The organism is Shewanella chilikensis (genome assembly GCF_037953065.1).
GTDB lineage: Bacteria > Pseudomonadota > Gammaproteobacteria > Enterobacterales > Shewanellaceae > Shewanella > Shewanella chilikensis.
In genome coordinates this window covers 3,119,523-3,132,734 of record NZ_CP149966.1, presented here as the reverse complement: position 1 = coordinate 3,132,734, position 13,212 = coordinate 3,119,523, and the positions used below count along the sequence as shown (strand labels likewise).

9 protein-coding genes are annotated in these 13,212 nt (G+C 53.5%); 5 read left to right on the top strand and 4 right to left on the bottom strand.

Features of this window, described 5'->3' with window-relative positions:
* Nucleotides 1–12: 12 nt before the first annotated feature.
* From WKR14_RS14180 to barA, 4 genes are all read right to left on the bottom strand, one after another.
* The gene (locus WKR14_RS14180; RefSeq protein ID WP_339086576.1) at nucleotides 13–1,155 is read right to left on the bottom strand and encodes a DUF5694 domain-containing protein; all 1,143 of its coding nucleotides are present in this window, start codon (nucleotides 1,153–1,155) and stop codon (nucleotides 13–15) included.
* Between the two features lie 438 nt (nucleotides 1,156–1,593).
* Nucleotides 1,594–1,878, bottom strand: a complete 285-nt coding sequence (locus WKR14_RS14175) for a DUF3319 domain-containing protein (RefSeq protein ID WP_101055010.1) — start codon at nucleotides 1,876–1,878, stop codon at nucleotides 1,594–1,596.
* A complete protein-coding gene (locus WKR14_RS14170; RefSeq protein ID WP_339086574.1) occupies nucleotides 1,871–2,479 on the bottom strand; it encodes a YjaG family protein in 609 nt (202 codons plus the stop codon). The genes WKR14_RS14175 and WKR14_RS14170 overlap by 8 nt, the downstream gene beginning before the upstream one ends.
* Nucleotides 2,469–5,252, bottom strand: a complete 2,784-nt coding sequence (barA, locus tag WKR14_RS14165; RefSeq protein WP_339086572.1) for a two-component sensor histidine kinase BarA — start codon at nucleotides 5,250–5,252, stop codon at nucleotides 2,469–2,471. The genes WKR14_RS14170 and barA overlap by 11 nt, the downstream gene beginning before the upstream one ends.
* A 99-nt stretch (nucleotides 5,253–5,351) precedes the next feature.
* Here barA and rlmD point away from each other — a divergent pair, with 99 nt between their 5' ends.
* The 5 genes from rlmD to eno all read left to right on the top strand — a co-directional run bounded on the left by rlmD (nucleotide 5,352) and on the right by eno (nucleotide 13,196).
* A complete protein-coding gene (gene rlmD / locus WKR14_RS14160) occupies nucleotides 5,352–6,689 on the top strand; it encodes a 23S rRNA (uracil(1939)-C(5))-methyltransferase RlmD (protein ID WP_339086570.1) in 1,338 nt (445 codons plus the stop codon).
* 126 nt (nucleotides 6,690–6,815) lie between these two features.
* A complete protein-coding gene (gene relA, locus WKR14_RS14155; RefSeq protein WP_044734857.1) occupies nucleotides 6,816–9,026 on the top strand; it encodes a GTP diphosphokinase in 2,211 nt (736 codons plus the stop codon).
* A gap of 122 nt (nucleotides 9,027–9,148) precedes the next feature.
* Nucleotides 9,149–9,958, top strand: coding sequence for a nucleoside triphosphate pyrophosphohydrolase (mazG, locus tag WKR14_RS14150; protein ID WP_258180981.1), 810 nt, complete (start codon nucleotides 9,149–9,151; stop codon nucleotides 9,956–9,958).
* Nucleotides 9,959–10,115: 157 nt separating this feature from the next.
* Nucleotides 10,116–11,753, top strand: a complete 1,638-nt coding sequence (locus WKR14_RS14145; protein ID WP_028781516.1) for a CTP synthase — start codon at nucleotides 10,116–10,118, stop codon at nucleotides 11,751–11,753.
* Nucleotides 11,754–11,900: 147 nt separating this feature from the next.
* A complete protein-coding gene (gene eno, locus WKR14_RS14140; protein WP_025011657.1) occupies nucleotides 11,901–13,196 on the top strand; it encodes a phosphopyruvate hydratase in 1,296 nt (431 codons plus the stop codon).
* Nucleotides 13,197–13,212 lie beyond the last annotated feature (16 nt).

Here is a 13,212-nt window from a genome sequence, read left to right as displayed (position 1 = left end):
GCTATTGGCTCTTCAGCGGTTGTCATGTGGACTTTGGGGGGCAGTAAAATACTGCTGAGGCTGGATCAGTTTAACCCCTAACATATTGGCCAAATACTGCTCCAGAAACACCTTGTGGCTGGCTCCGACTATCACCAGCACTCGACCTCCAGGGTTAGCTGCCACCACGCGCATGATGTGCGAGCTCATGTTGAGATTGCGTATCTCCCAAAGGGCAACCCGGGAGAGCGCCGCATCCGGGGGTAAATCTTTATCGATAAACAGGCTCCACTCCTGGTCAATGACGGCTGTCTGGTACTCCTGGCTGTTTAGCCAGGAAAAGAGCGGCAACCAGTTGCCTGTCTCGAGCGCCTCAGTCTTTAGCCTTTGTGGCTTGTTGATATAGTCGCTTTTGGCCAAAGCGGCGGCATGAGGCGACTGATTGTAAGACTCCAGCAGTCGCGCTTCGATGGGGCGGTAGAGATCTTTATCCAGATGATCATCTATCGGATAAATGCGCTTGAGCTTCAGTGCCATGGCCAGGTTGTTGCCAAGGGTGTTTTTCTCGTTATTGCTCGCGGCAAGTTGCTCCAGGTAGTGCTGTAACTCGGTGGAAATCGCTGTGCTCGCTGCAGTTTTGTCCAAATAATGCCAGTGCAGCAGGGCTAGCTCTTTGTGATAGGCGGCAACGGCTAACTTGATGAGTCTTGCTCGCTGCACAGGTTCAAGGCTGGCCTTATCCAATAAGGGCTCCAGACTCTCAAGCGCCTTTTGCGCCGAGAGCTGCAACTTCTGCTGCTCCTTTATCGCCAGCGCCAGAAATCTTTGTCCTACAAAATGATCCAACACAGTTTGATACTCGCCTGAGCCGTTGATCATGGTGGCAATATCCTCTGGCCGCAGTGACTCTACCGCTATGGCCGTAGGCTGGTAACGGGAGAGTGGCTCAAGGATCGAGGATAGCGAGCGGCTGTCCAATTGCTGTTTGATATTGCTCAGGTGCAGGCTGCCAAGCACCATCACCTGAGTCTTGGGTTGGCTTTTGCTACTGAGCCTTTGCAGTGCATGCTCAGCCCCTGGCGCTTGAGCGGCGACAGGGTCTGCTTTGGCCGTTGTTATATGGACAATACCCGCTGCCGACAGGCAGATAAGAAAAAGCAGCGCTTTAATGGTCAAGTTGAGTCTCCCAAAAGTGATTGTTTTTGGCTAATACCATGAGATGGCAGAGGTATAACAATACTGGCCGTAGAAAAACTTCTGGTTAACTTTTCACATAGAGACTGTTGGATGATGCTGATGATTAAAGCATCTTGAATTCCACCAGACGGTATGTTGAGTTGATTTATTGCAACTGGGAGAGATGACAAACTTCCCTGTTACTTGGTGGATGATCCTGAGGTCATCCCATCAAGTCTTCACGTCCCGGCCTAAAGCGGTTGCTTTCCATTAAGACTTATGTCGCTTCTTGGGTTTGGACCTTTGGGCTGAAGCTAAGCTATCCATTGCCAATATGGTTTCAGAGTAATTGATAGTCAGGAGGGAGACAAGAATGATTTGATTAAATTCAAGGCCCTGGAGAGCCAGTTCTTCAAAGCACCTAAACCCTAAGCCGGACTATTTGCCCGTCCGGCCTTGTGGGTTGATACTTTTGCGGAAATGCTTCTTTGGGGAGAGCTGTTTATTTCTTGTCTTCCCTTGTGGAGCCGATGAATTGCCTTTGACTTGCTGGTCAGTCATTTTGGGCTGTGGCAATATCCCCAACTCTTCAAAGAAGTTGATTTGTCTTCTTAGTTCGAACAAAGAACCGGTGCGGCTGGTCTGGCCTATGGTCAGGGTCCAGCTGTCGGTGAGTCCATCGGTATTGCTGAGGATATAACCGCGATAAACAAGCTTACGCATCTTGTTGAACGCTTATTCCTATGTTGGACACGCCGTTCATGACGATTTCTTTGCGTAGTGCTTTGACAAAATCCGCAGTTATCTGCGGGTTTTCCTCGATAATTTCCAGCAAGGATGCCTGCAACTCGCGCTCTTCCTGCATTACTTCGTGGCTGAAGACAAACTCGTCTAATGCCTCACCATCCAATTCGGGATCGGCTATGGCTTCGATATAGTGGGCCACGGTACCGGATGACAGCTTGGAGATATTGGTGATGTCGTCTTCCACCTTGCTTTCCAGTGCGCCCAGCAGTGAACTGAGTGCCACTGCGGCATCCATCGCCGGGTAGACTCCATAGGCGTCGAATTGGGGCGGCTCCGGGGTGTTTTCTTCCAGTTTTGCCATCTGCAGCTCAAGGTTCAGCTTGAGTTTGCGGTCATATAAAGACTGCCACAACAGGTTGAGTACCGTATCCAATACCTGGGGATCGCCGAATTCACACACCTCGGAAAACAGTTGGTAGTTGGGGTACATACGCTGGCACAGCGCCACGGCAAAGAGTTTCTTTTGTGGCAGTTCCAGCGCCTTTAGGCGTTTAAAGAAGCCAGGTTTAGTTGTCATCGGTTAAATCCATCGAAAGTTGGGATATCACTTGTTTTGCCGCAGATTCTACCTTAGTTAACTCATCAAGTAACTCCAGTATTTCCGGCTCCAGCTCGGCAATGCTGCTGCCTTGTTTGAGACCGCCTTCCACGGTTTGACAGAGTTTTTGCAACGTCGGTACGCCGCAGTAGCAACAGGCACCGTGCAGTTTGTGGACACAAGCCTGCATTTTGGCGGCGTCATCCTGCTCCAGCGATTCCTGAATGTTGCTGGTGGTGTCCGGTATGGAGTCAATTAGCATTCTGAGCATATCCAGCGCCAGATCCTGTTTCTGATTGACCTGGGTCAGACACAGCTCCCAGTTGAGGGTGTGCTGGTCAAAATGGGTAAACTTGGGCCGGGTAATCCAGCGGCTGATCACTCCTTTCAGTGCAGCTTCATCTATGGGCTTGGGCAGGTAGCCATCCATGCCGCTATTGAGGATCCGCTCGCGCTCCTCATTGATGGCGTGGGCGGTTACCGCAATGATGGGGGTATTGCGGTTCAACGAGTCCTGACGAATGAGCCGGGTGGCGGTAATGCCATCGGTTCCCGGCATCTGGATATCCATAAAAATCAAATCAAAGCTGCGCTGTTTGGCCAGATTCACCGCTTGCTCGCCATTACTGGCGGTGGTCACCCCTGTAACCAATTCATCGAGCAGGGTGTCAATCAGCTTGAGATTGGCCGGGTTGTCATCCACCGCCAGCACATTGAGTTTGTGGCGCTGCTGCGGCTCAACCAGCTTGGGCAGGGCGGGCTTGAGTTCAGATTCCTGTGGCAGATAAATCATGTTGCGTGCCATCAGGTATTCGCTGGCAGGAATGCTCAGAACAAGGTCTACCACAGGGCGAATATAGCGCTCCAGTGCCTCTTGATCATGGCAGTCGAACAGCGCAATAAGGGCCTCAGTCACTTGTCTGGCACTCTTGAGCACCGACTGCAACTGAGTCGGGCCATCGAAACCGTGACAGCCGAGCAGCACATAGTGGAAATGCGCCTTGTCTTGAGCAAGCTCGGCTTCCAATTGCGGCACAGTGTGAACACTGTTGACCTGCATCTGCCATTGTTGCAGACGGCGGTTGAGCACAGAGCGGGTCAAGGGCCTGGGTTCAAACAGCAATACCGTCTTGCCTCTGAGCTGCTCCAGTGGCAGCGGTTCACCTATCGGGAACTGGCTGGTCATCAGTGGCAGGGTAAACCAGAAGGTGGAGCCTTTACCCACCCGGGAGCTAAAGCCTATCTGGCCGCCCATCTGGTTAATGAGGCGTTTGGTGATCACCAGCCCAAGGCCGGTACCGCCGAAGCGGCGTGAGATAGATGAATCGGCCTGGCCGAACGCCTGAAACAGCAACTCCTGCTGGCTTTCTTCAATGCCAATACCTGTATCTGACACCTCACAGTGAAGCAGCAACTTGTCTTCCTTGATGTTGCTGATATCCACCTTCAACAGCACGCTGCCCTGATCGGTAAACTTGATGGCATTGCCCACCAGATTGGTGATGATCTGACCCACCCGCATGGCATCGCCGCTGACGGCATCCGGCACTTCCGGGGCCACATCCACCACAAGTTCCAGCCCCTTCTCGTGGGCAGAACCGGCCAGTAGCATCATGGTGTCATCCAGGGTTTCCCTGAGGGCAAACGGCATGGTTTCCAGCACCATTTTGCCGGCTTCCAACTTGGAGAAGTCGAGGATGTCGTTAATGATACTCAGCAGGTTGGTGGCACTGCGTTCAATGGTGCGAATATATTCCATCTGGCTGGCGTGCAGCGGCGTTTTCAATAGTTGACGGGCAAAACCTATCACGCCATTGAGCGGCGTTCTCAGTTCGTGGGACATGTTGGCCAAAAATTCAGATTTTATTCGGCTGGCTTCCAGCGCCCGTTTCTTGGCCAAGTCCAGTTCAACGTTCTGAATTTCAATCTGCTCCAGGGTTTCCCTGAGATCCGAGGTCGCCTGATCGATATTCTGCTGCATCTCGTCATGGTATTCCGACAAGGAGCCCGCCATGGCGTTAATCCCCCGTTTGAGCAGATCCAGCTCACCAATGAGATTGCCCTCCAGCCGGGTATCCAGCTTGCCCTCGCGGATTTTGGCCACCACCCGCACCATGTCTGTGATTGGCTGAGTCACATTCTTTACCAAACGGAAGGTGAACAGCAGATTCAGCTGCACCCCGATAAGCACTATGATAAAAGCCGCCACCGCGGCTCTGTGCTGTTCCAGCAGCGCCTTTTCCTTGTTGAGCAGCAAAGAGATATAACCCAGAGGTTTCTCATTGAAGCCGGGAGCATCGTCTACCGCCAGCAGACTGCCGGCGGCGAAAATAGGCGCTCTCAGCACCAGACTGTCGCCTACCTGATCGTACTCGGTGCGGGCCAGATCCGAGATGGCACCCTTGTAGCGCATAATCTCAAAGTCTTTGTGATAGTGGGAGGTGACAAACAGTTGATTGTCGGCATCGAAGATGGCGATGGATTTCACCAAGGTCGACTTGTTGAGCTGAGCCGCGGCGAGTAGGCGTTTGGTGGCCTCGCGGTTATTGGCGGCCAGGCCTACCTCACTGGCGATAGCCAGCGGCTCTATGATATTGCTGCCCTGTTCTATGAGAGTATCTTCAAGCTCATAAAAGCGATTTATGGTAAAGTAACTGCCCAGAAGAATACCGACCAAAATGGTAGGAGCCAGGGCCAATACCAGCACCCAGGATCTGAGGCTGTACTTGGTCATGTTATTCGCACTGTTCATGGGCGGTATAGGTATTCCAGATAGTTTGTTTTACGGCTATAGATAGACTGCCAGATATCCCGGCGTCTTTGCCAGTTTTTTATTGTTTCAGGGGCCTAGATGGCACAATTTTTTAGAGAAAAACCAAACAGATCCAAGAAAGTCTCCGCAAAACTGTCACTAACGGCTTCCGGATTGGATCATCAGGGTGCCGGGATCGGTCAATATCAGGGCAAAGTGGTGTTTATTCCCGGCTTGTTACCCGGTGAGAGCGCCGAGGTGCAGCTCACCGAACAAAAAAAGAACTATGCCAGGGGCAAACTCATCCGCATCACCCAAACATCGCCGGAGCGGGTTGAACCCCAATGCCCCCATTATGCGCTTTGCGGCGGCTGCGATCTGCAACACTTGTCAGATTTGAGCCAGCGGCAGCACAAGCGCCGGGCCCTGGCCGAGTTGTTTGCCAAACTCTCTGGCCTATCCGAGCTGCCGGAGATAGGCGAGCTGGCTTCCGCCCCTTGGCATTATAGACGCAAGGCCAGACTGGCGACCTGGTATGACAAACAAAGTCGCGAATTCACCCTGGGGTTCAGGGCCAAGTCCAGCAGCAAGGTAGTGGCCATTGGCGAATGTCCTGTATTGGCGGCTTCGTTGTCGGAACTGATAAAGCCGTTAGCAGCGCAACTGGCACACCTGCAGGGCGTGGCTCAGCTTGGTCATGTGGAGCTGATTGAAACCGAAGCCGGTCGTTTTGTGGTGCTGAGAATTACCCGGCCACTGGTGAATAAAGACAAGGAAAAGCTTAAGACTTTTGCCGGGCAGCAAGGATTGCAGTTGGTGCTGCAGGACAATCAGGGCGAGTGTGATTACCTCTCGGGCAATCAGCCAAGCTACCGCTTGTCCGGCGCTGATGGCGATGAGCTGACGCTTAAGTTTAATCCGGGGAATTTTATTCAGGTCAATGGTGAAGTAAACCGCGCCATGGTGGCCAAGGCCATAGATTGGCTGCAACCCAAGGCCGGCGAGCACATACTGGACCTTTTCTGCGGCATGGGTAACTTCAGTCTACCGCTGGCGGCCACCGGCGTTAGGGTCACAGGTGTCGAGGGCGTGCCTGCCATGGTTGAGCAAGCCAGACAAAATGCCAAACAGGCCGGGCTTGAAGGGTTGCAGTTCTTTTGCGCCGATCTCAGCGCCGACCTCTCGGCCGAGCCCTGGCTTGGTAAGGTGGATAAGCTGCTGCTGGATCCCGCCCGGGCCGGCGCCTATGAGACGCTTTCTTATCTGAAAAACATCGCGCCTGAGCGGGTGGTGTATGTCTCCTGTAATCCGGCGAGCCTGGCGCGGGACAGCGTCTTGTTGCTCGAGCAAGGCTATCGCCTGGAGCGCCTCAGTGTGTTGGACATGTTTCCCCAGACCCATCACACCGAAGCCATGGCCTTGTTTGTGCGGAATTGATGCTTTTATTGTCTATCGAGTCAATTTTATCAATAAAGGTACTCACGGGGGTTTGACATCCCATCGGGTATGCTCAAGATAGGGAGTCTTGTTGAGTCTGTTAATCGGACACTAAAGGAAGGTGAGATGGTATCTGTTCGCGAAGCACACTTTAAGGATCCTGATTTCAATCTGGATGAGTGGGTTAATCGTTATGTGGCCGACTCCGCCGATGCCGGGCGTTTGTTGGAGCTGATAGCCAAGGTGGAAGCACTGCCTATGGGTAAGTGCAAGCGTCCCAAAGCCGAGCTGCAGGCCAAGGCGCGGGAAATGATAGAGATCCTCGCGCCGCTCAACATGGATATCGAAACTCTGCAGGCTGCCATCTTATTTGTGTTTTTCGAGGTGGGCATAGTCGATGAAGCCAAGCTCACCGAAGACTTTGGCCCCGAGTTGGCAACCTTGGTCAACAGCGTCAAGACCATGGATGCCATAGGCGCACTCAAGGTGGGCAATGACAGCCGCAGCAGCGAACCGCAAATCGACAATATCCGTAAGATGTTGCTGGCCATGGTGGAAGATGTACGCGCCGTGGTGATCAAACTGGCCGAGCGAGTGTGCTTGCTGCGGGCCGTGAAAAACGACGATGAAGAAACCCGGGTATTGCTGGCCCGGGAAATTGCCGACATCTACGCGCCGCTGGCCAACCGTTTGGGTATAGGTCAGCTCAAGTGGGAGCTGGAGGATATCTCGTTTCGTTATCTGCATCCCGAGACCTATAAAGAGATTGCCAAGCAGCTGGACGGCAAGCGCCTGGACCGTGAAGTCTTTATCGACAATTTTGTCAATCAGTTGCAAACGCGGCTGGATGAAGAAGGCATTCGTGCCAAGGTCTATGGCCGCCCCAAACATATCTACTCCATCTGGCGCAAGATGCGCGGCAAGCAGCTTAAATTTGACGAGCTGTTTGACGTGCGAGCGGTGCGAATCGTCACCGACCGGCTGCAGGACTGCTACGGCGCGCTCGGTGTAGTGCATACCCTTTGGCACCATATTCCCAGAGAGTTTGACGACTATATTGCCAATCCCAAACCCAACGGCTACCAGTCGATTCACACTGTGGTGGTGGGGCCGGAGGGCAAAACAGTCGAAATCCAAATTCGTACCCAGCAGATGCATGAAGATGCCGAGCTCGGGGTGGCGGCTCACTGGAAATATAAAGAGGGCAATCACTCCGGCAAACAGAGTGGCTACGAAGAGAAGATCAACTGGCTGCGCAAGATTTTGCAGTGGCAGGAAGATGTGGTCGAGAGCGGCAACCTGGTGGAGGAGATCCGTGCCCAGGTCTTCGAAGACAGGGTCTATGTGTTTACCCCGTCCGGTGAAGTGGTGGACTTGCCAGCCGGCTCAACCGTGCTGGACTTTGCCTACTATATCCACTCCCAGGTGGGCCACAAGTGTATTGGCGCCAAGGTCGATGGCCGCATAGTGCCGTTCACCTACCAGGTGGAAACCGGTGAGCGCATCGAGATCATCACCTCCAAGCATCCCAATCCGAAGCGGGATTGGCTTAACCCCAACCTGGGTTATATCAAGACCTCCAGAGCCCGCAGCAAGATCCAACACTGGTTCAAGCAGCAGGACAGGGACAAGAACCTGGTGGCCGGACGCGAGATGCTGGAAGCCGAACTGGCGCGGGTGGGGCTGACACTCAAGGATGTCGGCAGCGCAATTGAGCGCTTCAACATGACCAACATGGATGACCTGTTGGCGGCCATAGGTGGCGGCGATGTGCGCCTCAACCAAGTGGTTAATCATGTACAGAGTCGACTCAGAACTCAGGAGCCTTCTGACGAAGAAGCGGTGGAAGAGCTGGTCAAGAAAGGTCAGCAGAAACCCATAGGCGCCAATCGCGGCCAGATTGAGGTCAATGGTGTCGGTAATCTGATGAGCCATCTGGCGCGCTGCTGTCAGCCGGTGCCCGGTGATGAAATTTTCGGTTTTATTACCAAGGGGCGCGGTATTTCGGTGCACAGAGCCGATTGTGAGCAGGTCAAGGAACTGATGCGCGCCCATCCCGAGCGGGTAGTGGATGTGGTCTGGGGCGAAAACTACTCCGGCGGCTACAAAATCCGTATTCGAGTGGTGGCCAATGACAGAACCGGTCTGCTGCGGGATCTCACCTCTGTGCTGGCGGCGGAAAAGTCCAATGTGCTGGCGATGAGTTCCTCATCGGATCTCAAGAACCAGACTGCGGCCATTGAACTTGAGATGGAGCTTTATAACCTCGACGGTTTATCCCGGGTTATCTCCAAGCTGACCCAGATAGACGGGGTAATAGAAGCCCGCAGGCTCTGAGGTCAGTTCGGTATTCGACCGGTATTTAAAACAGGACGCATAGGTTGCGTCCTGCTGTTTTTTAAGACTTATCAAAGAGTCGTTGGATTGGTAAGCGTATTAGCAACAAAGGAGTAACGGCGGTGGCGGCAGATATCAATGCATTGCTTGAGATTATGGCAAAGCTCAGGGACCCTGAGCTGGGTTGCCCCTGGGACAGGGCGCAGGATTTTGACTCCATAGTGCCCTACACCCTGGAAGAAGCCTATGAAGTGGCCGACGCCATAGAGAGCCGCGACTGGCAGGAGTTACCTTCTGAGCTTGGCGATCTGCTGTTTCAGGTGGTGTTCTATTGTCAGCTTGGCAAGGAAAAGGGCTGGTTTGATTTCGCCACTGTGCTTGAGCGGATATGTAATAAGCTTATCAATCGTCATCCCCATGTGTTTGCCGCCGATACCGACTTGAGTTTTGACTCGGCGCCGGATGCCAAGAACAACTGGGAGCGTATCAAGGCGGCAGAGCGTGCCGGGCGCGAGCTGCACTCAGTGCTGGACGATATTCCCAAGGCGCTGCCGGCGTTGGCGCGGGCGGGTAAGATCCAAAAGCGGGTCGCCCGGGTAGGGTTTGATTGGCCCGAGCTTGAGCCTGTGGTCGGCAAGGTACAGGAAGAGATTGAAGAAGTGTTGCACGAAGCGCGTCAAGCCATGCCGGATAAGGCCAGGGTTGAGGATGAAGTGGGCGATTTGCTGTTTGCTGCGGTGAATCTGGCGCGCCACTTGGGAGTGGATCCCGAGCAGGCCCTCAGAGGGGCCAACAACAAGTTTGAGCGGCGTTTTCGCGCCGTCGAGCAAAAAGCCAATGCCAGTGGCAAGCCGTTTGCAGAACATGATCTGCAGGCACTGGATGCTTATTGGGATCAGGTCAAGCGTGAAGAGCGCGGTGAAATCCAGTAGAAGGCGAAGCCTGGATTAAAAATGCGCGAATGAGATCAGAGCGTAAAAATTATCGTCATTCCTGTTTGGTAAATGGCAGGGGCTTTGATATACTGTCGCCCCGTCCTGGTGCTTTCATTCGAGCACCTATTTATCATTCTTTTTTCTCAGGTTCAGCATGACTACAAGGTATATCTTCGTTACTGGTGGCGTTGTTTCATCACTAGGTAAAGGCATTGCAGCAGCATCGCTCGCGGCAATTTTAGAGGCCAGAGGCCTGAATGTAACCATCATGAAGCTGGATCCTTACATCAACGTTGATCCGGGAACCATGAGCCCAACCCAACACGGGGAAGTATTTGTCACTGAGGACGGCGCAGAGACAGATCTGGACTTGGGCCACTATGAGCGTTTCATCCGTACCAAGATGAACCGCCGCAACAACTTCACTACAGGTCGTATCTACGAGGAAGTGCTGCGCAAGGAGCGTCGTGGTGACTACCTGGGTGCCACTATTCAGGTTATTCCGCACATCACCAACGCCATCAAGGAAAAAGTCCTCGAAGGCGGTGAAGGCCATGATGTCGCCATCGTTGAAATTGGTGGTACTGTGGGTGATATCGAATCTCTGCCTTTCCTCGAGTCTATCCGTCAGCTGGGTGTTGAATTGGGCCGCGATCGCAGCCTGTTTATGCATCTGACTCTGGTGCCTTTTATCGGCCCGGCTCAGGAAGTGAAAACCAAGCCGACTCAGCATTCAGTTAAAGAGCTGCGTTCTATCGGTATTGCGCCGGATATTCTGGTTTGCCGTGGCGACCGCGCTATTCCAGCCACAGAGCGAGCCAAAATCTCCCTGTTCTGTAATGTTGAAGAGCGGGCGGTTATCTCCCTCAAAGACGTGGATTCCATCTACAAGATCCCGGCGCTGCTGCGCTCACAAGGGCTGGATGAGCTGGTAGTCAAGCGCTTTGGCCTGAGCTGCCCTGAAGCCGACCTGTCCGAATGGGAAAACGTGGTTTATCAGGAAGCCAATCCAAACAATGAAGTGACCATAGGTATGGTCGGCAAGTACATCGAACTGCCGGATGCCTACAAGTCAGTCAACGAAGCGTTGAAGCATGCCGGCCTCAAAAACCGGGTTTCGGTGAACATCAAGTATATCGACTCCCAGACTGTTGAAGTCAAAGGCGTTGAAGTGCTGGAAGGTCTGGATGGCATTCTGGTTCCCGGCGGCTTTGGTGAGCGTGGTGTTGAAGGTAAGATCCTTGCCGCTCAATACGCCCGTGAAAACGAACTGCCATACTTTGGTATCTGTCTGGGTATGCAGGTTGCCCTGATTGAATTCGCCCGTCATGTCGCCGGCATGGAAGGTGCCCACTCTACCGAATTCAACAAGGAAACCCCGTTCCCTGTTGTGGGCCTGATCACCGAATGGATCGATGAAGAAGGCAATCTGGAGCAGCGTGACGAGGCCTCAGATCTTGGCGGTACCATGCGTCTTGGCGCTCAGCTGTGCCATCTGATTGAAGGCACCAAGGCCGCTGCGGCTTATAAGAGCAACACCTGTATCGAGCGTCACCGCCATCGTTACGAAGTGAACAACGCCTTCCGTGAGCGTCTGGAAAAAGCCGGCCTGGTCTTCAGTGGCTTGTCTTCGGATCGCAAGCTGGTAGAGATGATCGAGATACCTGGTCACCCTTGGTTTGTTGCCGGTCAGTTCCATCCGGAATTCACCTCCACACCTCGCGACGGTCACCCGCTGTTTGAAGGTTTTGTCGCCGCCGCCAGTACTTACCAAAAGCGTAATCTGGGTTAAACTAGAAGAGCCGGACTGCTATGGCAGCTCCGGCTTTTTCATCCCCGGTGCGCCGGGAAGTGTGAAGTGAAAGTCCAATACCCATATGAGAGACGCTGAACGCTCAGATGGGTATGGGTTTTTTCTTTAACTTTAATCGAGGACATTATGGCTAAGATCATTAACGTCATTGGACGCGAAATCATGGATTCTCGCGGTAACCCCACTGTAGAAGCTGAAGTGCATCTGGAAGGTGGTTTCATCGGTATGGCAGCAGCTCCATCAGGTGCTTCTACCGGTAGCCGTGAAGCGCTGGAACTGCGTGATGGCGACAAGGCCCGCTATCTGGGTAAAGGCGTGCTAAAGGCTGTTGACAATGTCAACGGTCCTATCCGTGAAGCCCTGCTGGGTAAAGATGCCACGGCTCAAGCCGAGCTGGATGGCATCATGATCGCGCTGGACGGCACCGAAAACAAAGACAAGCTGGGCGCCAACGCCATTCTGGCCGTGTCTTTGGCAGCTGCCAAGGCCGCTGCTGCCTTCAAAGGTATGCCGCTTTACGCTCACATCGCCGAACTGAACGGGACTCCTGGCCAGTACAGCATGCCGGTTCCTATGATGAACATCTTGAACGGTGGCGAGCATGCCGACAACAACGTCGACATTCAGGAATTCATGGTACAGCCAGTCGGTGCCAAGAGTTTCCGTGAAGCCCTGCGTATGGGCGCTGAAATCTTCCACAACCTGAAGAAGGTGCTCAAGTCCAAGGGCCTGAACACTGCCGTGGGCGACGAAGGCGGTTTTGCGCCTAACCTGTCATCCAACGCCGATGCCCTGGCTGTTATCAAAGAAGCCGTTGAAGCTGCTGGCTACAAACTCGGCACAGATGTGACTCTGGCGCTGGATTGTGCGGCTTCCGAGTTCTACAAAGACGGTAAGTATGACCTGGCCGGTGAAGGCAAGGTATTCGATTCCAACGGTTTCTCTGACTTCCTCAAGTCGCTGACCGAGCAGTATCCTATCGTTTCTATCGAAGATGGCCTGGATGAGTCTGATTGGGATGGCTGGGCTTACCAGACCAAGATCCTTGGTGACAAGATCCAGCTGGTGGGTGATGACCTGTTCGTGACCAACACCAAGATCCTGTCTCGCGGTATCGAGCAGGGCGTTGCCAACTCGATTCTGATCAAGTTCAACCAGATAGGTTCTCTGACCGAGACTCTGGCCGCTATCCGTATGGCCAAGGAAGCCGGTTATACCGCCGTTATCTCTCACCGCTCAGGTGAAACTGAAGATGCGACCATTGCCGACTTGGCAGTAGGTACCGCAGCCGGCCAGATCAAGACCGGCTCTCTGTGCCGCTCTGACCGTGTTGCCAAGTACAACCAGCTGCTGCGTATTGAAGAGCAACTGGGCGCCAAGGCAGCCTACCGCGGCCTGAGTGAGATCAAAGGTCAGGCGTAATTTTCGCCCCCAGCTA